The organism is Ruminiclostridium papyrosolvens C7 (genome assembly GCF_000421965.1).
Taxonomy (GTDB): Bacteria; Bacillota; Clostridia; order Acetivibrionales; family DSM-1351; genus Ruminiclostridium; species Ruminiclostridium papyrosolvens_A.
Window position 1 is genome coordinate 47,629 of sequence record NZ_ATAY01000020.1, and the last position, 22,429, is coordinate 70,057.

The window sequence follows — 22,429 nt, forward strand, 5'->3', positions numbered from 1 at the left end:
GGACAAAAAGTGGCAAAGCTTAACAATTTTTTTGTACCGTTAATTGTTGTACTTGCAATTTTAAATCTTATTTTGCCAATACCTACGGGTGTGTTGGACTTTTTGCTTGCAGTAAATATAATACTTGCGGCTATAATTATGCTCAATACAATATATCTCAAAACGGCACTGGATCTTTCCGTGTTTCCAACGTTGATAGTAGTTACAACCATATTTCGTCTATCACTTAATGTTACTGCCACTAAGCTTATTCTGGCAAATGGTGAAGCAGGTCATGTTATCAGGGGCTTTGGACAATTTGTAGGAAGAAATAATCTGGTTGTTGGCTTTGTTATATTCTTTATAATTATGATTGTTAACTTCCTCGTAATTACAAAGGGTTCTGAAAGAGTTGCAGAAGTTGCAGCGAGATTTACATTGGATGCTATGCCCGGTAAACAGATGGCTATAGATGCCGATTTGAATACAGGTCTTATAAATGATACAGAAGCAAAAGAACGCAGAAGAAAGATACAAAGAGAAGCAGACTTTTACGGTTCTATGGATGGTGCCAGTAAATTCGTAAAAAATGATGCCATTGCAGGTATTATTATTACATTGATAAATATCACAGGTGGTATCATCATAGGAGTTGTTATGCTTGGGAAGGACATAGGTGAAGCCTTACAAACATATACAATTCTGACTATAGGTGATGGCTTGGTAAGCCAGTTGCCTGCACTTATGCTGTCAACAGCCACAAGTTTTATTGTTACACGTGCAGGTGCAGATTCTGATCTTAACAAGGATGTAGTAAAGCAGTTATTCTATAATCCAAAAGTTCTTATTATAGCAGCCCTACTCAGTATCGGTATGGCGCCGTTTTTAACCCCCGTACCTTTTCTAATTCTTGCTGCAGCCCTACTTTTAGTAGCTTATAAAATTAAACAACTTCAACAAGAAGCTGATATGGATGAAGAAGTGCAGATTCAGGAAAGTGAAGTTGAGGAAATCAGAAAACCTGAGAATGTTGTCAGCCTTCTTCAAGTCGACCCTATAGAACTTGAGTTTGGTTACGGTATTATCCCTCTGGCAGATGTAAATCAGGGGGGAGATTTGCTGGATAGAGTTGTTTTAATCAGAAGACAATTGGCACTTGAGCTTGGTATGATTGTACCTGTTATCAGATTAAGAGATAACATTCAGATAGGACCAAATGAGTATATTATTAAAATAAAAGGTACTCAGGTGGCAAGGGGAGAATTGTTGTTTGACTATTTCCTTGCTATGAATTCAGGGGATGTTGACGAAGAGCTTGAGGGTATAAAAACCATAGAGCCGGCATTTGGGTTGCCAGCAATATGGATTCAGGAAAATCAGAGGGACAAAGCAGAAATGCTTGGATATACTGTTGTTGATCCACCTTCAATTATAGCAACACATCTTACCGAAGTTATAAAGAAACATTCATTCGAATTGCTTGGAAGACAAGAAGTACAGGCATTGGTGGATAACATCAAACAATCTTACCCGGCTATTGTTGATGAACTCGTTCCTAAGATTATGAGCATCGGTGAAATACAAAAAGTACTTGCAAACCTGTTAAAAGAGAATGTAACAATAAGAGATATGGTCACCATTATGGAAACTTTGGCAGATTATGCTCCTGCCACTCATGATGTTGACATGCTGACTGAGTATGTGCGTCAGGCTTTGGGAAGGTCAATATCGCAGAAATTCCTTAACGGAAATACAAATGTAATTACACTGGATCCTAAGGTAGAACAAATGATACTGGATTCCATACAAAAAACGGAGTTTGGTTCATATCTTGCTCTTGACCCTGCTGTATCAAACACTATCATAAACAGTGTTTCAAAAAATGTTCAAAGACTAATACAACTTGGAAGTCAACCGATTATACTGGCTTCACCTGTTGTAAGATTATATTTTAAACGTATGACAGAAAATGTAATTCCAGGTTTGGTGGTTTTATCTTATAATGAAGTTGATTCTGGGGTTGAAATACAATCAGTAGGAACGGTCAGTGTTTAATGGAGATTCATAAGAATAATCTATTGCAAACAAATCCGGAGGTTAACGTATGAAAATAAAGCGCTATATGGGTAAAAATACACAGGAAGCTTTGCTGAAAGTCAAAATGGATCTGGGAAATGATGCAATTATATTGAGTACAAAAAAAGTAAGGCAAAAAGGCTTAAAAAAGTACTTTACCAGTCCAATGATGGAGGTAATGGCCGCAATAGATGATGATTCAGCAAAAACGTCCAGAAAGGAGTTAGCAAGACCTGATAATCCCTTAGTAAACGATATAAGCCCTAAAAATATGCTGTCACAAAAAGAGGAAAAAATAACTCAGCTAGAGAATAAAGTAACTAAAATAGAGACTTTATTGGATCGTATATTAGACATTATAAAACCGGAAAACAAAAGTGCTGATGTTGCTAAAAGTGATGAAACTGCACAATTGTCACAGGTTTTTCAACTATTATACAATAACCTGCTTAAAAACGAAGTAGATCAGGATATTGCTCAGAAGATTATAGAAAAAGTCGCTGAGAAGAGTGATGCAAGGAATATTAATGATGCATCAGTCGCTATGTTATCTGTTATATCTTCAATATTGGGCAAGGCAGAGCCTATCAACTTCAGGCAGGACGGCAAGCCCACGGTAATACTGTTTGTAGGCCCTACCGGCGTAGGAAAAACAACTACACTTGCTAAACTTGCTGCTTCTTTTATGTTGACTAACAATAAAAACGTCGGTTTTATAACTGCTGATACTTATAGAATAGCTGCTGTTGACCAGCTCAAGACTTATGCGGAAATACTTGGAATTCCCATATCAATTGCATATTCGGTAGAGGAAATCAGCAGTCAAATAGAGAATTACAGTGACAAGGATGTAATACTTATAGACACTGCAGGCTGCAGCTACCGGGATAAACAAAAGTTTGAGGAATTACAAAAAATCATAGAAGTCTGCAATGCTGATGAAGTATTCCTTGTACTTAGTGCAACAGTAAGCTCAAAAAACTGCAGAGATATAATTAAAAATTACGGATTTATACAAAATTACAGACTTATCTTTACAAAGCTTGATGAAACGCCTGTTTATGGTAGTATACTCAATACAAAATGCTACTCGGATAAACCTCTGGCGTATATAACTAACGGACAAAACGTACCCGATGATATAGAAGTGGTAAACACAGAAAAAATATCAAAAAATCTACTGGGGAGTATAACATAATATGATAGATCAAGCTGATAAGTTAAGGCAGATAGTTAATAATCTTAATAAAACGGAAAACCCGCAGCAGCCTCAAAACTTAGCAGAACAAAAGCGTGCAAAGGTTATTACTGTCACCAGCGGTAAAGGCGGAGTAGGTAAAACAAATGTTACCGTTAACCTTGCAATAGCTCTTAGTCAAAGAGGCTACAGAGTTGTAATAATTGATGCTGACTTGGGTTTATCAAATATAGATGTCGTATTTGGAATAGTACCTAAATACACAATGCTGGATTGTATTAAAAATGGCAAGGGTTTATTGGATATACTGTGTGACGGGCCGGGAAATATAAAATTTATTTCCGGTGGGTCAGGAGTGCAGGAACTAATTAATCTTGACAAAAGTTCCTTGGAAATTTTTATGGCAAATATGTCATTACTTGATCATATTGCTGATTATATTTTAATAGATACAGGTGCAGGTTTGTCAGATACAGTTATGAATTTTGTAATGTCTGCGGACGAAGTTGTTCTGGTTGTAACACCTGAACCGACGTCAATTACTGATGCATATGCATTAGTAAAGACTGTGTCAAATATAAAAAAGGATTGTGCTATAAATGTTTTGATAAACAGAGCTGAAAGTGAGCAAGAGGCTAAAAATGTATACAACAACTTTTCAATGGTTTCTGAAAAGTTTTTAGGTATGAAGCTTCAATCCTTGGGTTATTTGCCATTTGATCAGATGTTAATAAAATCAGTAAAGCTTCAGAAACCATATTTATTAAGTTATCCTAAAAATTATACTAGCAAATTGTTCATTGAACTTGCTGATACACTCATAAAAAACGACATAAATCAACAAAAAAATACACAATCTGGCATTAAAGGTTTTCTGAACCGTTTTGTTGGGTTGTTTACTCATTAATAAGAGAGTATACTATAATTAGGTAGGATTATTTTGGTATGTTTTATATTTTTAACGGGGAAAAATAAAAATTTATATTTAAAGTATATAAAATTGGCTACAAAGACATGAAGAAGATAATAGGATAGTAGTAGGTCAGCAATGAAACTTCTAATAAAAGGCTGAGGTAACCAATGAGTTTAAATTTAAAAAAGAACAATCCAATAAAGGTATTGATTGTAGATGACTCTGCATTTATGAGAAAAGTGTTATCAGACATGCTTAACTCAGATAATTCTATTTCTGTGGTTGGTACTGCTGTTGATGGCAAGGATGCATTGGAAAAAATACATCATTTGCATCCGGATGTGGTAACATTGGATGTAGACATGCCTGTAATGGACGGAATTAACTGCCTGAGGCAAATTATGCAGAGAATTCCAAAACCCGTAATAATGTTTGGAAGTGAAACAGAGTATGGTACTGAAATGACCATAAGAGCACTGGATGAGGGTGCAGTTGATTTTGTTGTAAAGCCCAAGAATATATTTGAAATAAAAAATGATTCTAAACGAAATGAAATAATAGAAAAAATTATTATAGCAAAAAATATTAAGCTAAAATCGATTCAGAAAAAGACGATAGATAATGATAAAAGAATGACCTCAAAAAGTACAAAGCCTGTGAAAAATATTATAGCAATCGGAAGTTCTACAGGCGGGCCAAAGGCATTGCAAACGGTTATACCTTATTTGCCGAGAGATATGTCCATAGCAGTTCTGGTTGTTCAGCACATGCCTCCCGGATTTACGAAGTCTCTTGCCGAAAGACTGGATAGTAAGAGTGACTTGATAGTCAAAGAAGCAACCCATAGAGAAAAAGTACTTGAGGGTTATGCTTATATAGCACCGGGGGACTCGCACATGAAGATTCAAACATCTGCAAATGGTGATATAATAATTAATTTAGACAAATCTCCTCCTGTCGGAGGGCATAGACCATCAGTAGATGTTATGATGACTTCTTTGTCGGAAACTGGGTTAAAAAATATAATTGGTGTTATTCTGACAGGTATGGGTGCCGATGGGAGTGTAGGAATCAAAAAATTAAAGGAAGTAAATAAAAGTTTTATAATAGCCCAAGATGAAGAAACAAGCGTAGTTTATGGAATGCCAAAAATGGCAGTACAAACCGGAGCAGTAGACAAAATAGTATCACTTGATAAAATTCCAAGTGAAATAATCCAATATTTGGGGGTGCGTTAAAATGGATATGAGTCAGTATTTACAAATATTCATAGAGGAAGCAAAAGAACACGTTCAGAGCTTGAATGAATGTCTTTTGCAGATAGAAAAGGATCCTGAAGATAAAGATGTGTTGAACGAGATATTCAGGGTAGCACATACACTTAAAGGAATGGCAGGAACCATGGGCTATACGAAAATGACAAAGTTAACCCATGATATGGAAAATGTTCTTCATGCTATTAGAAACGATGAAATCAAGGTTACTTCAGACCTTGTTGACGTATTGTTCAAGTGTCTTGATGCACTTGAAAATTATGTAAACAGTGTAGTTAATACCGGCGGCGAAGGCGATAAAGATTATAAAAACGTAATAGATGCTCTTAATGAGATACTTGCCAATAAGGGTACTGTTAAAGCTCCGGAGAAAACAAGAACAGCGGAGAAGACAGAACAGCCTGTTAATGAGGGTAAATATTTAACTGCACAGCTCCAAATTGACGAGTTTGAGAAAAATGCAGTCAATAAAGCGATAGATATGGGTATTAATGCATTAAAAATTACGCTGGTGCTTAACAGCGGATGTCTGTTGAAGTCAGCGAGAGCATTCATATTGTTCCAGACCTTGGAAAGATATGGTGAAATCATAAAGTCACAGCCTTCAGTGCAGGATATTGAAGATGAAAAATTTGATAATGAATTTACAGTAATTGTAGTATCAAAAGAAAATGAACAGCTTTTTGCAAAGGAATTGAACTCCATAGCAGAGGTTGATGAAGTAATTATAACCACTCTTGAAAAGTTTGATGCTGACAGTTCGTCTTCAGTTGCAGATGCAAATAAACCTGTTTCTGAGGCAAAAGCCAGTGAAACTGCGCAGGAGGCTCAAAAACATGCAGTTGAGAGTCAGGAAGCGGCAAAACCAAGTACTAATAACGCTCCTAAAAAAACACAGAGAACAGTCAGGGTTGATATAGACAGACTTGATGTTTTAATGAATCTGGTTGGAGAACTTATAATAACAAAGACAAGACTTGAAGGAACTGATATAACCGAGAAGCCTCAGGAATACCACGAAACTCTTGAATACCTCGAAAGAATAACAACTAATCTGAATGACGCCGTTATGAAGGTTAGAATGGTTCCTGTTGAGACCGTATTCAATCGTTTCCCTAGAATGATAAGAGATATTGCAAAGGATTTGGGAAAAGAAATAGAATTGAAGATGTCGGGTGAAGAAACAGAACTTGACAGGACTGTTATTGATGAAATCGGAGATCCTCTTATACACTTGCTCAGAAATTCCTGCGACCACGGTCTGGAATCTACCGAGAAAAGAAAAGAACTTGGCAAGTCTGACGTAGGAAGAATCAACCTTACAGCATACCAGTCAGGAAATAACGTATTAATTGAGGTTGAAGATGACGGTGCAGGCATAAATATAGAAAAGATAAAAAACAAAGCTATTGAAAACGGTATAATAACTAAAGAAGCTGCTAATTCCATGACTCAACAGGATGCTATAGAGCTTCTTTTCAGACCAAGCTTCAGCACAGCCGACAAGATTACAGGGTTATCAGGTAGAGGTGTGGGCCTTGACGTGGTTAAAACCAAAATTGAGCAGCTTGGAGGTACGGTAGAAGTTGAAACACAAAGCGGTAAGGGAAGTAAATTTATTATAAAATTGCCGCTGACTCTGGCAATATACCAGGCATTACTGGTAAATGTAGGTGGAGAAAAATATGCCATACCGTTAGGTGCTATTTATCAGATATACAATTGGTCTGCTGAAGAAGTTAAAACTGTTCAGGGACAGGAAGTTATATTGCTTCGTAACATGGTTGTGCCTATCACAAGGCTTGCCGATTCTCTGGAGGTTCCAAACCGTGATGAGCAGGCTAACCAGAAGCAGTTAAAGATAGTAATCGTAAGAAAAGGTGAAAAGCTGACAGGACTTGTTGTAGACAGTGTTATAGGACAACAGGAGATAGTTATTAAGTCCTTGGGCAAACTCCTGACCGGAATCAAGTATTTAGCAGGGGCTACAATACTTGGAGACGGAAATGTGGCATTAATAGTTGATGTAAATTCTATTACTTAACAACGAGAACTATTTTTAATTTGCATATGCGAAATCCGTATAGGATTAGCAAATAAAATAATAAAATGGCACAGACAGGAAAGAGGCAGTTATACTATACAATTACTTTGGTCTGTGACGGAAATGGAGATAAATATGGCTGACTTACAACTTCAAGAATTTGAAACAAAACAGTTTATTGTATTTAGTCTCGGAGAAGAACGTTTTGGTATTGACTCACTAAAAATTACCACTATAGACAGGATGAAAACAATAACAAGGGTACCTAAAACACCACCGTTTATTAAGGGTGTTATAAATTTAAGAGGAGATATAATCCCTGTAATGGATTTAAGACTGAAATTCAATCTTCCCGTGGCAGAAGAGACAGAAGAAACACGTATAATAATTTTGAAGCTTGAAGAAGTTTCGATAGGAGTTATAGTTGATCAGGTACTTCAAACAATACAGCTGGGCGGAGAGTCTATTGAGAGTGCTGCAAGTTTGATGAACAGTACTATAGCTGACTATATATTCGGAATTGGCAAGGTTGATGGAGAAATTGTAACACTTCTGAATTTCGATAAGCTTGTTAAAATATAATTGTTTAAAAATAAAATTAGGGGTATGAGTGATGTCAATTAGTTTTGATGAATTAAACAATATTCAGATGGATGTGCTTAGGGAGATTGGAAATATAGGCGCAGGAAATGCAGTAACTTCTTTGGCCAAAATGATAGACAAAAAAGTGGATATGGCTGTTCCTGAAGTTAAAATAATGGGATTTGACAGGGTCAGTCAGATTCTTGGCGGTGAAGAAATACTTGTCGTTGGAATCTTGCTTAATGTAAATGGGGATATAACCGGTAATATGATGTTTATTTTAGACATTAATGCTGCAAGAAAACTGGTAAATATATTACTGGGTTCACATGACGAAACTAATTTGAATTTTAACGAATTGGAGTTATCTGCGCTAAAGGAAATCGGCAACATACTAACGGCATCATATCTTTCAGCATTGGCAGGCTTGACAAACTTAAAAATATTGCCTTCTGTACCGGAACTGGCTATTGACATGGCAGGCGCAATACTAAGCGTACCAGCAATTGAGTTTGGAAAGGTTGGCGATTCGGTATTGTACATAGAGACTGAGTTTAGTGAAGGTATTACAAGGGTTTTCGGAGACTTTTTACTGATACCTGATGTTGAATCATACGAGATACTATTAAGAGCATTGGGAGTTATAGAATAATGGATATTGAAATTATAAAGGTCGGTATGGCTGACCTTAATTCATCACGTCATCCTTGTATGATAACTACACTAGGTCTTGGTTCATGTGTAGGGGTTGCCCTGTATGATTCTACATCAAAAATAGCCGGATTAGCACACGTTATGCTGCCTTGCAGCGAACAGGCAAAAAATAACAGTAATATTGCCAAGTTTGCTGATACGGCTATAGTTAAATTAGTAGATGACATGATAAAGCTTGGCGCAAGGAAGGACAAGATAGTAGCAAAACTAGCCGGTGGAGCCCAAATGTTCGTATTCAATCAAAGTTCGGATTTAATGAGAATAGGATACAGAAATGTGGTTGCTTCAAAGGAAAAACTCAAACTATTAAATATTCCCATCATATCGGAGGATACAGGAGGAAATTACGGACGTACCATAGAATTGTATTCCGATGATGGGAGACTAATGATAAAAACAATCGGTTTTGGAATAAAACAAATATAAAGAAGCATATGATTTTGTTTTACAACTGAGGTGTAAGAATGGAGACAATCATGAAAATACCGTTTCTATTTGCATTATTTGCAGCTATTATAACAGGATTAATCGGTATTAGCAATAATAAAAGCATGAATCAGACTTGTATGTATATGATAATCGCAATGCTAATCTTTTATTTTATCGGTACAATATTAAAAACTACTATTACCGGCATTGTAGAAGAGCAAAACAAGCTGAAGGAGCAGGCTGAAAAGGAAAAGAAGGAAAGGGAAAATCAGGAGATATTAAGAATAGAAAAAGAGAATGCAGAAAAATTGGCCAAAGAACAACATTTAGGTAACATCTTGGATTTAGTCGCAGATAGCAATCTAGACGATGGCTTTACTCCACTAGATTTATCACAGGCAGTGAGGACTAGAATGAAAGAGTAACTTTAGTGATATTTATAGTAAGATACTAATTGGAGGACTAACATGTTTAGCGAAAGTATTAATCATCTGTGGAAACAGTATATTGAAACTAAAGATGCTGCTGCAAAAGAAAAGTTAATAATTCAATACGCATACCTGATAAAGTATGTTGCAGGAAGGTTAAGTATATATTTTGGTTCGAATGTGGAATTTGATGATTTGGTTGGATACGGTGCATTCGGACTTATAGATGCAATAGAAAAATATGATCTTGCTAAGGGTGTTAAATTTGAAACATATGCCTCTTTAAGAATAAGAGGTTCAATTATAGATAGCATACGTGATATGGATTGGGTTCCCAGGTCTCTGAGGCAAAAAAACAAGGAACTCGAAAAAGTATATGCTGAAATAGAAAACGAAAAAGGCCATACTGCATCCGATAAGGAAGTGGCTGAGAAAATGGGTTTGGGTATGGACGATTTTTATAAATTATTAAACGACGTAAATGTGTCCTCAATGATGTCTCTTGATGAGTTCATGGAACAAAATTACGAGAGAGGGCTTGAAATATTCAGTGAAAGTACTGAGGACAAACCGGAGGCTTCTCTGGAATTTAATGAAATGAAGCAACTTCTTGCAGATTCTATAGATAAGTTGCCTGAGAAAGAAAAAGCAGTAATTACATTCTATTATTTTGAAGAACTGACTTTAAAGGAAATAAGTGCTATAATGAATGTAACCGAATCAAGAATTTCTCAGTTGCATACAAAGGCACTACTTAGAATGAAGGGAAAGCTGTTTAGGCATAGGATAATGCTTGAATCGTAAAGGAGAAAATATGGTAGAACAAAAAGATTTGAAAATTTTGGTAACAGTTTCACCAGACGAGCTAAAAGCTTTTGTAACACTTTACAACACCGGAGACAATTTAGCAATTAAAAAAGATGAGATTATCGGTGCTCTTGACAGTCAGAGAGTAGTTTTTGGAATCAAGGAAGATATAATAGAATTTCTTGTTGAAAGCCCTATGTATAACGAAGCGTTTTGTGTAGCAGAAGGCATTGCACCCCAAAACGGTAAAAATGGGATGGTTACATATCATTTTAACACTGATGTTAACAAAACTCCAACTCTAATGGAGGATGGCAGGATAAATTACAGAGAGTTAAATCTGATTCAGTCGGTCCAGGAGGGTCAGGTACTTTGCTCATTGGTTCCTCCTGTAAAAGGAGTGGAAGGAAAAACCGTTAAAGGGAGAGTTATTGCTGCTGTAAACGGTAAACCTGCGGTACTCCCAAGAGGTAAGAATGTTACGATATCTGAGGATGGACAAAATCTTGTTGCAACTACTGCAGGAGAGGTTGAATATCTGGATGCTACGAAAGTAAGTGTATATACAAACCATGAAGTTCCTGCTGATGTAGATAATTCAACAGGAAATGTAAGTTTCGTAGGGAGCGTTATTATTAAGGGAAATGTTTTATCAGGTTTCTCAGTAGAAGCTGGTGGAAATGTTGAAGTATTTGGGGTAGTTGAAGGTGCAACAATTAAAGCCGGTGGGAATATTATATTACGACGGGGAATGCAGGGTATGGGTAAAGGCACACTCATTGCCGGCGGTGATATAGTAGCAAGATACATAGAATACAGCAGCATAGAAGCAAATAATAATATTCAGGCAGAAGCCGTAATGCACAGTAATGTAAAATGCGGAAACAAGCTTGAGCTAACCGGAAACAAGGGACTTCTGGTGGGAGGTACCTGTAAAGTCGGCAACATTGTAGTTGCTAAGGTTATCGGATCACATATGGCTACAATTACAGACATTGAAGTAGGTTCGGATCCTTCTGTAAGAGAAAGATACAAAAATGCAAGAGAAGAAATGATTTCAATGGAAAGTGATATAAAAAAGGCAGATCAGGCAATCACAATATTACGCAAGATGGAAAGTGCGGGTGCATTGACTCCGGATAAGCAGGAGATTTTAACAAAGAGTGTTCGGACAAAAGTTTATCTATCAACAAAGATTCAGGAAGTAAAGCATGAAGTTGCAGCTTTGGATGAGAAGTTGCAACAGGAAGGCAATGGCAAGATTCGTGCACTAAGTTATATTTATCCCGGAGTAAAGGTTTCCATCGGAACATGTATGATGTATGTAAAGGAACCTCTTCAATACTGTACCTTGTACAGAGACGGAGCAGATGTACGTGTTGGACCTATTGACAAGTAATAAGAGATCGGCTAATGCTCTTTCCATATGCTTATTACAAGTATTTCTAAGGATTGTTTATTAAATAAATCCGGCATGGGGGGCGGTTTTTTTGTCAATAAAACCTATAGATTTTCAGATGGTAATTCCAAAAACATCGGAAGTATCAAAGATGTATAACGATGACGTTAATAAAAATCAGGCAATTCAGCAGCAGCAGCAAACAGCCAGTCAGATGAAAATAGACAATAATCTGAAACAGGTTGTTAATAGAGAAAATGTACAAAACGGTCGTGTTAAAGAAAAACAGGAAAAAGACAATTCAAGGCAGAATGAAAAGAAAAAGAAACGGCAGAATAAGGATGATGACAGACCCACAATAGACATCAGGGTCTGATAAAAACAAAGGATAAGTTCTAGAGGTGGATATGGGAGCATTTTACGTTACTATAATATTCTTGGGAGTTATTTTGGTAGCAGTATCCCTCTTCCTGATTATAATGGATAGGGCTAACGGTAAAGACTTTTTTAAAGAATTTGATCGCAAAAAAGACGAGATGTTCGGTTTAATTCAGGATTCAGAAGAAATGATACATGAACTTAACAGAATGTCTGATTACGTTGTAACAGTAATTTCTGAAAAAAATCAGGAATTTTTCAAAAAAGTTAAAGATATGGATAACCAAGATAAAGTTGAAGAAAAACCTGTTAACAAAAATCAACAACAGACACAAATAGAGGCACCGGTTATTTCAGTTCCGGAGATTTCAACTGAAGTGGATAAGATTAATCAGCAAATAAATCAGGATATTCAAAAGCTTACAAATATACAGAGTTACAAGAATATGCAAAGCGGCAAAAAGCAGCAAAACGAGCCAACCAATGAAACAATCGAAGCCAGCGAAGACGATGAGAAGCCTTCAAAATTAGTACTTAACAGCAGAAGAAAGCAAGTACTGCAATTAATCGAACAGGGCTTGAGCAATGACGAAATTGCAGAGAAAATGAAAATGGGAAAAGGTGAAATCGGACTTATACGTGGTTTAAGCAGCAGTAAATAGTGCAAATCTACAATTTAGAAGTGATATTCGCATAGGAGTATACAGATGAGAAAAGTGCACGAGAAAAGTATTTTGTTGGGAATCGGTATCGGAATGATTATAACCGCAATAGCCGGGATGATTTATTCCGGGGGGACACAAAAGGAACTAACCAAGGATGAGATAATCAGCCGTGCCAAGAGTTATGGTTTGATAGAACCGGTCAAATTATTAAACGAAGATAATTCGGAAGCATCAGACAGTACAGTTGCTCATACAACAAGTGAAAAGTCACCGGGAGCAAGTACAGTTTCTCAGGCTTCAACAGAGGTTGCGGATAAAACAAGCAACGCAAACAAAGAGAAAACAAGTACTGATACTAACGAACGAAATATTGTAATTAAAATAGAAGACGGTCATATTTCAAACGAGGTAATGAAACAACTTCTTAACAAAGGAATTATAACAAGTGAAAAAGATTTTACCAATGTTATTCATTCTTACAAGGCTTCCAGAAAGATTATTTCGGGAACATATAAGTTTAAGAAAAATGAGGATTTAGACTACCTCGTAAAGAAAATATGTGGTATTAAATAGCTTGTTAAAAATTATTAGTTTTTTGTAATTTTAGTATTGCGTTATCTTATTTTCTGTGTTAATATATACAAGCAGCAGATGTTATGTATGCCGAAGTGGTGAAACTGGCAGACGCACTGGACTCAAAATCCAGCGGTAGCGATACCGTACCGGTTCGATTCCGGTCTTCGGCACCAAATAGAAAACCTTGTAACTTAAACAGTTACAGGGTTTTTATTTTTATATTTTTGACCTCTGGACTTATCTGGTGACAGCAAATGTAATGTTCAGAGAGATAAATTATGCCGCTATTGGAAAGCTGAGTACCAAAAATATTCTTATATGTTAATTTGGTGATTTATAAGTACCTTGTTTATTTAACAAAGTTCAGTTTAAATGAATGAAGGAAGGTGTTTAATATGGGATATTTATCCATATTAGAAGTAAAGAATCAAACAATTGAGCTTTACAAAAAATTACATCAGAGTCACGATTTACACAGTTTCATTTGCTTTGGTTCAACCTATGAAGATTGCATGCCATACGTAGATATTGACAATAAAGGTTACCATATAAAATGTTATGAGAGAGGAAAACTAATACAGGATAATGTAACAAGCAGCATTGATGAACTTCTCTGCTAATGGTAGAGAATGTTTTAAACATAAAATTATAGCTTATGTAGGTAAAGCTAAAGACGGGAATGATTATATGGATAAATTATTGAAAGATTTTTTAAATAAAAATTACCCAGATATCAACCATGATATACATGTAAGATTTGAACTCGGAGACCCTTTCCCGAACGGGTCAGATGAAAGAATTAGACAAGTAATATATAGGGCTACATCAATATTCGAAAATATTTTTTCTGAGGAAGATTATATCTACTTGGTTATTAAAGATTGGGAGAATGAAGACCCAATGTTTGGTAATACTACACCCCAGTATCTTTATACCGTATTCAATACTGCTGGTGCGGATACGGACGTTGTAGAAGTAGAGGATGAAGATGTGGATGGGGAAAAGATTTATCAAACACATAAAGAGTATTCTATTAAAATTAAAGTAGAAAACATCGACTATAAAAATATATTAACTGGGATTGGAAATTATGAACAAGGGCGTGAACCTTCAATTGGCCAAAGTATTTACTTTATCAGTGTAGAAAAGAATGTAATATTTTATATGTACGATGATAGGGGATGTTTAGTATCGTCTAATTCGCCTGCTAACATTAAATTTTTATATAATAAGTTTAACGATTGGCTAGTTGAGTATTATAGAAAATACTTTGATAGTATATTTGAAAAGAAATAAGGTTATTTATCCTGTACGATTGGACTCAAAACCCAACAGTAGCAATACCGCTTACAATTTGTATCTTTTTACAATATTTTCTTTATATAATCATCAATATGTAATATAATGTAATATGAAATGAAATTCACCGAATGCATTCAATGAAATTATATCAACAGATTGTCTCTCCGCTATAAACTCATAACAAAAATTTTAGAATTAAAGTGAATTCATATATAAAATTAATCTTTTGGAGGTAAGAAACATGAAAAAACTACTCTTATTTTCTATCATCCTGGCTGTTATTCTGGCAAGCTTTGCACCCTCAACTATTTTTGCAGCTACCACTCAAATCAATGGCAGTGACGTTATGGTTATTGGCGATTCGTATTTCGCGTTGTCTGGTGAAATTGTCAGAGCCTTAGAAAATGAAGCTAGAAATGCTGGTGTTTTAGGTGCAAATGATAGATTTAGAAACAATCCAGTATCTGGAGCTACGTTAGCGAATAATGGCATTCCTTCTCAGTACAAAAATGGTATTAGTTCTGGTAAAGTTAAGTATGTAATAATGGATGGTGGTGGGAACGATTGTCTACAAGGTTATTCTGCTCCACCATATACTGCAAGCACACCTTTTATTAAAAATGCAACAGATGCAGTTACTAATCTATTGAAACAAATGAAAGCTGATGGCGTTGTTAAAGTATTTTATTTGTTCTATCCTGATCCAAACGGAGATTTAAATGGTTTAAAGGCAAAATTGGATGCATTAAGACCGATAATGCAATCTACAGTGGCTAATGCAACAGAAAAGCCAGAAACATATTTCTTTGATATAAGACCAACATGGAGTGGGAATTTATCACAGTATACATTACCTGATGGTATACATCCTACTACAGCTGGAAGCGTAGCAACAGCAAAAGCTATGTGGTCAGAAATGCAAAAAGTTAACTTTTTCGGTACTAGTACTCCTACAATAAAATATGGAGATTATAACAATGATGGAAGTATTGATGCCTTAGATTTCTCCTCTTTTAAGATGTATTTGATGAGTCCTGTACGTACATACACTGAAGTTTTTGATCTTAATGTTGATAACACTGTAGATGCAATCGATTTTGCTATCATGAAGCAGTACCTTTTGGGTATCGTAAAAAATTTACCTTACAATTGAAATTCTGTTTACCAGAAAACCAAGGGTTTCAGCGAATAGCTGAAACCCTTGGTTTTTGTCCTTGTTGACTTTTGGTATTATCCAAGTAATAATATGATTAACATCTTGGAGAAATTTACTTAACTTAAAACTAATAACTTATCTATAAAAAGACATATAAGGATTAGTAAATGTTTAAATTAAATAATATTTATCAACCAATTACTGCCCAGCCGTTTTTAAATGACGAAGCTTATACTGAAATTCAACCATGTGAAGCACTCAAACCCTACATATGCTGTTTTTGGGGTACCCGGAAGCCTTATTCGAGTTTTACTTCAACTCAAATAAAAGATAAGCTTGTAATACCTGACACATGCATGGATATAATATTTAACATTAATACGGATAAAAACGAGCTTGATGGCTTTTTTGCAGGTGTAAGTGATACTACATTTATAGATAAGACAAATGTTAAATCTTCAATGTCTTGCTTTGCCATTAGATTCTATTGCTGGGCTGTACTATTATTTTCCGATGAATCCATGAAAAATGTTCTTAATTCATTCGTTGGAGTTGAAGATTACTTTAAAAACTTTAAGCGTGACTTGTATGATATACTGATTAGCAATCAGTTATTTCTTGATAGAGTAGATAAGGTTCAACAATATCTCATTAAAAAGATGAACCATGACAGACAGAACGATAATATAATGAATTCTGTTTATAAAATTTTAAAGTCTAAAGGTACAGCCAATATTTCTGAACTTTCCGGTTTTACGGCAGTGAGCCAAAGACAGCTTGAAAGGTTGTTTTTAGAGTACGTCGGGGTTTCGCCCAAAAAACTCTCAGGTCTTGTTCGCTACCAGTATCTTTGGCAGGATATTTTATATAATACAAATTTAAATATTCACGATAGTGTTTGCAAATATGGATATACAGACCAATCGCATTTACTTAATGATTTCAAAAAATATCACACTTTATCTACTGCAGATGCAAGAATATTTGCTTATAAAACTAGATGATGTCGGATTTTTACAATACAATAAAAATTGAAAATGGTATTATATAAAAAACTTGATACTTGATTATATTTGGAAAGTAGTTGAGCATCAGATAAAAAGTGTTAAATAACTGAGGAGGGTTACATATGTTTAGAACAATACTTCAAATTTATGTCAAGGGAAGTGATGAGGCTTTCGAGTTATATAAGAGGGCGTTTGACGCAAATATAGGTTTTCAGGATGTAGACGAAAATGGTACGGTCATCCATAGGGAACTGGACGTCTGTGGACAAGCCATTGCAGTTGGTGAGGCTCATGACACCACCCGTGCCGGCGGAGATAAAAGGATTACGGGCAATACTATGCAATTTTGCATTCAATTTGGAGCAGGTCAAGAGAGCAGGGTACGTAAGGCGTATGAAACTCTGCTTGATGGTAGTGAAATTATTACTCCTTTTGGTGAATTGTTTTTTAGCCCATGTGGCGTGGAATTAATAGATAAATACGGCGTATGGTGGTGCCTATTTATATAATGCCCGATTTTCAATAAAGATTCTAATATTTTAATATTTAAAGGTGATATTTTGAAGAAACTTACATTAAAAGACTACAAAGAGATTAAATCATGGATGTATCGTAATGCAAGACCGATGGAGCTGGCAATTTGGCAGTATTACTTTGAAAATGGCAGTAAGGATGCAGTGCTTTCTGCTTTAGAGGTTTATCAGAATGACGATGGTGGGTTTGGTCATGCCCTTGAAGCAGATAGTTGGAATCCCAATTCATCGCCATATACAACATTAAAGGCAATAAATATTTTAAAAGAAATTGGTTTTAATGATAAGTATCATCCCATAATACAGGGAATATTTAAGTTTCTGGAAAGTAATTCTTATTGTTCTGAAAACGGATGGTATTTCAATATTCCGTCTAATGATAACTATGCTCATGCACCTTGGTGGACATACAATATGGAAGCCAACGCTTTTGAAGGGATTGGATTAACCGCAGAAATTGTTAGTTTCATATTTCTGAATGCTGATAAAGACTCTGAAATATTCAATAAGGCTCTAATGATTTCTGACCGTATAATCGATAAACTCAGCACAGCGGACAATCATGGAGAAATGGGAATAGGCGGTTATTGTGTGTTACTTGACACTTTGGAAAAAACAGGGTTGGCGTTACAATTTGACCATAAATTACTTACAGAAAAAGTAAAAAAACTTGTGTATAATTCTATAGAAAGAGATACATCTAAATGGATTTATTATTTTCGTAGACCTTCCGATTATATAGATTCTCCTGAAAGTATCTTTTATAAGGATAATCAGTATATTGTAGCAAAAGAGCTTGATTACCTAATTGATACAAGGCCTCGGGATAGTGTTTGGAATATTACATGGAGTTGGTTTGAAAACAATGAGAGATTTGCAAAGGAATTCGCTATAAGTGAAAATTGGTGGAAAGCCAGAGTTGCCATTGATAAAATTATTTTTTTAAAAAACTTTTGCAGGCTGGATGAAAGTATATGAAGCTTTTTGTAAATCCAGTTTTCTATGATAAAATCAAAAATCATAGAAAACTGGATTTTTCTATTTAAACACACTGAACAGAAGAAATGTCCATACTTGCGGAGTATGACCAAAGCCATACTATCTAGAATAAATAATATTTATTGTAACATTATTACAAATAAATGTATAATTATAATAACTTTAGAGCAGGGAATTTTGATTAAATTGTAGGGGTTGAATTATCTTGAAAAGAATATTATTGATTATTACTTTAATTGCAGCTATATCAATTACCATTACCGGATGCAAAGTAGATTCTAAATTAACAAATCAATTATCACAGAAAGAAAAACTAGCAGATTTTGAATACATGTATAATATACTTGAAGAAAATTATCCTTTTTTCGAAGTTAATAAACGAATTAATGGTGTAGACTGGTTAGCAAAGAGAGATACATATGTAAATATGGTGAAGTCAACAAAAAATGATGAGGAATTTTTTAATACAATGTCAAAAATACTTAATGAACTTCATAATGGACATACACACATGTTTACCCAAAACGCTTATTCTTATTGGAAAAATTTTGTTTTAGATTGGAAAAGCGGTAATGAACCTTGGTTAAAAGAATTAAATAATGATAAAGTTTTATTACGCTATAACCAAAAAGATAGTAAACAATCAGCTTCAAAAACATCAGAGATATTTCAGGGAAACAACGTAGCCAGAGGTAAATTCGGTGTTTTGGGTTTTTTACCACTTAAAAATACTGATACAAAAATAATTAAAAAAGGGAAAGTTGCATACCTGGCTGTTAGGGGATTTGATTATTATAACATCGAGAAAGATAAAAAAATAATAAAGCCTTTTCTCAATAGCATTAAAGATTACAGCAAATTGATTATTGATATTAGAGGGAATGGTGGAGGGAATGACAGATATTGGACGGAAAACATTGTTCAGCCTCTTATTAGCAATCCACTAAGTAATAAAATATATTGGGTTTTTAGGGGTGCAACCTTTGAGGAGTCATTTATTAGTAACATGGTCGGGAATGGCTATGAAGGGCTAGACCTAGTCAGTGAAATTGACAAGGAAGGTTTGACTAATACACCACCTGAGTTGAAAAAAAATTTTAAGTATTTTAAAAAGATTGTAACTACAATTCATCCGGTTAATTCTATAAATTTTAAGGGCAAAATATATTTGCTTGTTGATAAAAACGTTTTTTCTTCAGCGGAAGGCTTTGCTATATTCTGTAAAAATACCGGTTTTGCTACTATAGTAGGGGAAAAAACAGGCGGTGATGGTATTGTAGGAAGCCCTTTACTTTGTGCATTACCTAATAGCGGGTATGTATTTAGTCTCTCAATGACAATGGGATTAACTGATAATGGAAGTTGTAATGAAGAATTCAAAACTAAGCCTGATGTAGAAATTACACAAAAGTGGTATAACAACCTTTTTCAGGACAAATCTATTAGTTTTATAGAATACTACTTTTGGATTTCAAGCATGGCAAAATTAATTTTAATCGCTTTACTATTTATTGGAATTTTAAGTTTTAAGATTTGGTTTCGTAAAATCACCCATTTTGACTTAACAAAATATCCCCGCCATAAGGTTTAAAAAGCTCTGCAACCTTTAAATAATTACTATTGCAATCAAGCCAGACAAAAGAATCCTCTGGGCTTAAAATTACAGGCATCCTCCCGTGTACATATGACATTTGCTCGTTTGCATCTGTAGTCAGGATAACAAATCTATTATTTACAGCTCCCATGTTATCAATAAACCTATTGTACAGTCCGGCCATGTATATTACATTACTTGTTGCTGAGCGAATAAAATACTTTTCTTTTTTGCCGTCAGCTTTTTTCCATTCATAAAAACCGCTTGCCGGGATAATACATCTTCCTGATTGCAGAAGCTTTCTGAAGGTGGGTTTTTCATGAACGGTTTCACTTCGGGCATTTATAATAACCCCGCTGTACTGTTTGAAATTGGGGAACCCCCACTTAAACAAATCAGATGTGTTTTTACCATCAGAAGAAATATCAGTTATAACCGGAACGGTATCGGTGGGGAAAATCTCACCTGTTTTCATTGCTGTAGCTTTTTCCTTAAGCTTTTCATTAATATCATTAACTATATTTCTGAGTTCCTGATTCTCTTCTTCTGTAAAAATAGCGTATCTTCCACACATAAATATTTGCTCCTCAAAGTTACTTGGTGGTCTACATTATCTACTATATATTTTACTCCATCTTCCCAAACAAAAAAACAGGTAGCAGTTCACATTAGAAGAAAATATGCATTTATTTGGTAAAAAGAAGGAATATTGCACAATAATGTAAAATATAACTATAACAAATAAAAAGAGGTAAAAAAATGAAAAGATTGAATAAACTATTTTTTTTAATACTAATAGTTCTAACGGTAACAGGGTTAATTCCTGTAGATAGTAAAAAAAATATTGTATATGCAGAAACATATAATTCGGCAGATACCTCAGCAGAAGCAGATACTATTCATGTTAGTGGAATTATTTCTGAAGATACTACATGGACTAACAACTATACTTATGTAGTTGATGGAACTATAATTGTTCAACAGGGTGTAATACTTCAGATTAATCAAGGAGTAATTGTGAAGTTTAATAAGGGAACAGAAATTGTTGTAAATGGTACACTGAGAGCTTCAGGGACTGAATTGGATAAAGTTGTATTTACAAGCAATAATGATATGGCATATGGAGGAAACGGAGTAACCGGATACTATGATTACTGGCTTGGAATAACTGTAGCTGGTACAGGAGAATTCAATGGCGATAATATAAAGATAAGATACGCAGGAGCGGATTACTCTCGTTATGGTCCACATTGCTCAATTAATGTTGAAGGAAAGCTTAACCTGACAAATTCAGAAGTAAGTAATTCTAAAAATTATGGTATATACCTGAATACTAGTGTTGATGCAGCAATAAAAAACAATAGCATAATCGGTAATCAAGCAATTGGAATATATATTAACAACACAAGTGCAGATGCCACAAATACGATGGACATTGAGAATAATACCATATCTGGCAATAGTGGATGTGGAGTTTATTTATCTCAGGCTGGGACGGGAAATGCTTTGATAGAAGGAAATATGATAGCGGGCAATGGAGGATCCGGCATCTATATAGATATATTTGGGACAGGAAACTTAAGTGTACGAAATAACAATCTATTAAATAATACAGATAGCGGAATATTAGTTTATCTGGGAGGATTAAGTTCATCAATATTCACAAGGATAGCGGACAATACCTATGAAGGAAATACCATAAAAGGAGCATCATGTAATGGAGTAGGTATTGGCGGGAGCGTAATAGTGGATATAACACTAACTAGCGCTGTGTACTATTTAGCTGATTTTGTACTGGTGCCAAACGATAAAACATTGACGGTACAGCCGGGAACAATAATAAAAAGCAGTTCAAAAGGAAGTAGTATCAACGTATACGGGAAACTCAATGCGATTGGAACGGAAGGCAGTCCGATTGTATTTACAAGCCATAAGGATGCGACATATGGAGGAAGCGGGGTAACCGGATACTATGATTGTTGGTCTGGAGTAATCGTATATAGCACAGGAGAATTCAATGGCGATAACATAAAGATAAGGTACGCAGGATCGGATTACTCTCGCTATAGTCCACATTGCGCAATTAATGTTGAAGGAAAGCTTAACCTGACAAATTCAGAAATAAGTAATTCATGCGCATACAGTATTTTTTTCAATACAGACATTCAACCCGTATTATTTAACAACACTTTTGTAGCGAATGCCAGTGGAATGTATAATAATAAGGCATCAATAATGACCATTATTGCCCAAAATAACTACTGGAATTCGAACTCTGGGCCTTCGGCCTATGACAATATAAAAGGTGAATGGGTTGGCGAAGGCGATATGGTCAATGAGGGAATTAATTATTTTCCGTGGATGACGGGGCTATAA

At 35.2% G+C, this 22,429-nt stretch carries 22 protein-coding genes and 1 tRNA gene; 22 read left to right on the forward strand and 1 reads right to left on the reverse strand.

Annotation, left to right across the window (positions count from 1 at the left end; genetic code table 11):
- The first annotated feature begins 9 nt into the window (after window positions 1-9).
- The 21 genes from flhA to L323_RS25345 all read left to right on the forward strand — a co-directional run bounded on the left by flhA (window position 10) and on the right by L323_RS25345 (window position 20,050).
- Window positions 10-2,034 carry a flagellar biosynthesis protein FlhA gene (gene flhA / locus L323_RS25240; protein ID WP_020814422.1) on the forward strand — a complete coding sequence of 675 codons (2,025 nt, stop codon included), beginning with the start codon at window positions 10-12 and terminating at the stop codon, window positions 2,032-2,034.
- Between the two features lie 49 nt (window positions 2,035-2,083).
- Window positions 2,084-3,253, forward strand: coding sequence for a flagellar biosynthesis protein FlhF (flhF, locus tag L323_RS25245; protein ID WP_020814423.1), 1,170 nt, complete (start codon window positions 2,084-2,086; stop codon window positions 3,251-3,253).
- A gap of 1 nt (window position 3,254) precedes the next feature.
- Window positions 3,255-4,160 carry a MinD/ParA family protein gene (locus L323_RS25250; RefSeq protein WP_020814424.1) on the forward strand — a complete coding sequence of 302 codons (906 nt, stop codon included), beginning with the start codon at window positions 3,255-3,257 and terminating at the stop codon, window positions 4,158-4,160.
- Window positions 4,161-4,333: 173 nt separating this feature from the next.
- Complete coding sequence (locus tag L323_RS25255; RefSeq protein ID WP_020814425.1) at window positions 4,334-5,404, forward strand: protein-glutamate methylesterase/protein-glutamine glutaminase; 1,071 nt, start codon at window positions 4,334-4,336, stop codon at window positions 5,402-5,404.
- A 1-nt stretch (window position 5,405) separates the two neighbouring features.
- Window positions 5,406-7,484, forward strand: a complete 2,079-nt coding sequence (locus L323_RS25260) for a chemotaxis protein CheA (protein ID WP_020814426.1) — start codon at window positions 5,406-5,408, stop codon at window positions 7,482-7,484.
- 135 nt (window positions 7,485-7,619) lie between these two features.
- On the forward strand, window positions 7,620-8,066 hold the full coding sequence (locus L323_RS25265; RefSeq protein WP_020814427.1) for a chemotaxis protein CheW: 447 nt from the start codon (window positions 7,620-7,622) through the stop codon (window positions 8,064-8,066).
- 31 nt (window positions 8,067-8,097) lie between these two features.
- Entirely contained in the window at window positions 8,098-8,718 is a 621-nt protein-coding gene (locus L323_RS25270; protein WP_020814428.1) for a chemotaxis protein CheC, read from the forward strand.
- On the forward strand, window positions 8,718-9,206 hold the full coding sequence (locus L323_RS25275; protein WP_020814429.1) for a chemotaxis protein CheD: 489 nt from the start codon (window positions 8,718-8,720) through the stop codon (window positions 9,204-9,206). The genes L323_RS25270 and L323_RS25275 overlap by 1 nt, the downstream gene beginning before the upstream one ends.
- 38 nt (window positions 9,207-9,244) lie before the next feature.
- The gene (locus L323_RS25280) at window positions 9,245-9,634 is read left to right on the forward strand and encodes a hypothetical protein (protein WP_020814430.1); all 390 of its coding nucleotides are present in this window, start codon (window positions 9,245-9,247) and stop codon (window positions 9,632-9,634) included.
- A 42-nt stretch (window positions 9,635-9,676) separates the two neighbouring features.
- Window positions 9,677-10,441, forward strand: a complete 765-nt coding sequence (locus L323_RS25285; RefSeq protein WP_020814431.1) for a FliA/WhiG family RNA polymerase sigma factor — start codon at window positions 9,677-9,679, stop codon at window positions 10,439-10,441.
- 10 nt (window positions 10,442-10,451) lie between these two features.
- Window positions 10,452-11,843: a DUF342 domain-containing protein gene (locus tag L323_RS25290; RefSeq protein ID WP_020814432.1), complete on the forward strand. Its 1,392-nt coding sequence runs from the start codon at window positions 10,452-10,454 to the stop codon at window positions 11,841-11,843.
- 91 nt (window positions 11,844-11,934) lie between these two features.
- Complete coding sequence (locus L323_RS25295) at window positions 11,935-12,219, forward strand: hypothetical protein (protein WP_020814433.1); 285 nt, start codon at window positions 11,935-11,937, stop codon at window positions 12,217-12,219.
- A 31-nt stretch (window positions 12,220-12,250) separates the two neighbouring features.
- A complete protein-coding gene (locus tag L323_RS25300) occupies window positions 12,251-12,883 on the forward strand; it encodes a DUF6115 domain-containing protein (protein ID WP_020814434.1) in 633 nt (210 codons plus the stop codon).
- Between the two features lie 45 nt (window positions 12,884-12,928).
- The gene (locus L323_RS25305) at window positions 12,929-13,459 is read left to right on the forward strand and encodes an ABC transporter substrate-binding protein (RefSeq protein WP_020814435.1); all 531 of its coding nucleotides are present in this window, start codon (window positions 12,929-12,931) and stop codon (window positions 13,457-13,459) included.
- 89 nt (window positions 13,460-13,548) lie between these two features.
- A tRNA-Leu gene (locus tag L323_RS25310) sits at window positions 13,549-13,635 on the forward strand.
- 430 nt (window positions 13,636-14,065) lie between these two features.
- Window positions 14,066-14,758, forward strand: a complete 693-nt coding sequence (locus L323_RS25320) for a DUF3885 domain-containing protein (RefSeq protein ID WP_020814437.1) — start codon at window positions 14,066-14,068, stop codon at window positions 14,756-14,758.
- Between the two features lie 247 nt (window positions 14,759-15,005).
- Window positions 15,006-15,917: a dockerin type I domain-containing protein gene (locus L323_RS25325; protein ID WP_020814438.1), complete on the forward strand. Its 912-nt coding sequence runs from the start codon at window positions 15,006-15,008 to the stop codon at window positions 15,915-15,917.
- Between the two features lie 170 nt (window positions 15,918-16,087).
- The gene (locus L323_RS25330; RefSeq protein ID WP_020814439.1) at window positions 16,088-16,924 is read left to right on the forward strand and encodes a helix-turn-helix domain-containing protein; all 837 of its coding nucleotides are present in this window, start codon (window positions 16,088-16,090) and stop codon (window positions 16,922-16,924) included.
- A 125-nt stretch (window positions 16,925-17,049) separates the two neighbouring features.
- On the forward strand, window positions 17,050-17,436 hold the full coding sequence (locus L323_RS25335) for a VOC family protein (protein WP_020814440.1): 387 nt from the start codon (window positions 17,050-17,052) through the stop codon (window positions 17,434-17,436).
- Window positions 17,437-17,487: 51 nt separating this feature from the next.
- On the forward strand, window positions 17,488-18,438 hold the full coding sequence (locus tag L323_RS25340; RefSeq protein ID WP_020814441.1) for a hypothetical protein: 951 nt from the start codon (window positions 17,488-17,490) through the stop codon (window positions 18,436-18,438).
- A gap of 226 nt (window positions 18,439-18,664) precedes the next feature.
- On the forward strand, window positions 18,665-20,050 hold the full coding sequence (locus L323_RS25345; RefSeq protein WP_020814442.1) for a S41 family peptidase: 1,386 nt from the start codon (window positions 18,665-18,667) through the stop codon (window positions 20,048-20,050).
- Here L323_RS25345 and L323_RS25350 read toward each other — a convergent pair.
- Window positions 20,007-20,627 carry an SOS response-associated peptidase gene (locus tag L323_RS25350; protein ID WP_020814443.1) on the reverse strand — a complete coding sequence of 207 codons (621 nt, stop codon included), beginning with the start codon at window positions 20,625-20,627 and terminating at the stop codon, window positions 20,007-20,009. The genes L323_RS25345 and L323_RS25350 overlap by 44 nt on opposite strands.
- Before the next feature lie 185 nt (window positions 20,628-20,812).
- Between L323_RS25350 and L323_RS25355 the strand changes: the two genes are divergently transcribed.
- Complete coding sequence (locus L323_RS25355) at window positions 20,813-22,429, forward strand: right-handed parallel beta-helix repeat-containing protein (RefSeq protein WP_020814444.1); 1,617 nt, start codon at window positions 20,813-20,815, stop codon at window positions 22,427-22,429.

Excerpts from the sequence above, each read along its gene's own strand:
- L323_RS25305 (WP_020814435.1), top strand. The coding sequence starts at position 12,929 with ATGAGAAAAGTGCACGAGAAAAGTATTTTGTTGGGAATCGGTATCGGA.
- L323_RS25275 (WP_020814429.1), top strand. The coding sequence starts at position 8,718 with ATGGATATTGAAATTATAAAGGTCGGTATGGCTGACCTTAATTCATCA.
- L323_RS25325 (WP_020814438.1), top strand. The coding sequence starts at position 15,006 with ATGAAAAAACTACTCTTATTTTCTATCATCCTGGCTGTTATTCTGGCA.
- L323_RS25285 (WP_020814431.1), top strand. The coding sequence starts at position 9,677 with ATGTTTAGCGAAAGTATTAATCATCTGTGGAAACAGTATATTGAAACT.
- L323_RS25335 (WP_020814440.1), top strand. The coding sequence starts at position 17,050 with ATGTTTAGAACAATACTTCAAATTTATGTCAAGGGAAGTGATGAGGCT.
- L323_RS25350 (WP_020814443.1), bottom strand. The coding sequence starts at position 20,627 with ATGTGTGGAAGATACGCTATTTTTACAGAAGAAGAGAATCAGGAACTC.
- L323_RS25290 (WP_020814432.1), top strand. The coding sequence starts at position 10,452 with ATGGTAGAACAAAAAGATTTGAAAATTTTGGTAACAGTTTCACCAGAC.
- L323_RS25265 (WP_020814427.1), top strand. The coding sequence starts at position 7,620 with ATGGCTGACTTACAACTTCAAGAATTTGAAACAAAACAGTTTATTGTA.
- L323_RS25250 (WP_020814424.1), top strand. The coding sequence starts at position 3,255 with ATGATAGATCAAGCTGATAAGTTAAGGCAGATAGTTAATAATCTTAAT.
- L323_RS25300 (WP_020814434.1), top strand. The coding sequence starts at position 12,251 with ATGGGAGCATTTTACGTTACTATAATATTCTTGGGAGTTATTTTGGTA.
- flhF (WP_020814423.1), top strand. The coding sequence starts at position 2,084 with ATGAAAATAAAGCGCTATATGGGTAAAAATACACAGGAAGCTTTGCTG.
- L323_RS25330 (WP_020814439.1), top strand. The coding sequence starts at position 16,088 with ATGTTTAAATTAAATAATATTTATCAACCAATTACTGCCCAGCCGTTT.
- L323_RS25270 (WP_020814428.1), top strand. The coding sequence starts at position 8,098 with ATGTCAATTAGTTTTGATGAATTAAACAATATTCAGATGGATGTGCTT.
- L323_RS25355 (WP_020814444.1), top strand. The coding sequence starts at position 20,813 with ATGAAAAGATTGAATAAACTATTTTTTTTAATACTAATAGTTCTAACG.
- L323_RS25260 (WP_020814426.1), top strand. The coding sequence starts at position 5,406 with ATGGATATGAGTCAGTATTTACAAATATTCATAGAGGAAGCAAAAGAA.
- L323_RS25320 (WP_020814437.1), top strand. The coding sequence starts at position 14,066 with ATGAACTTCTCTGCTAATGGTAGAGAATGTTTTAAACATAAAATTATA.
- L323_RS25255 (WP_020814425.1), top strand. The coding sequence starts at position 4,334 with ATGAGTTTAAATTTAAAAAAGAACAATCCAATAAAGGTATTGATTGTA.
- L323_RS25280 (WP_020814430.1), top strand. The coding sequence starts at position 9,245 with ATGGAGACAATCATGAAAATACCGTTTCTATTTGCATTATTTGCAGCT.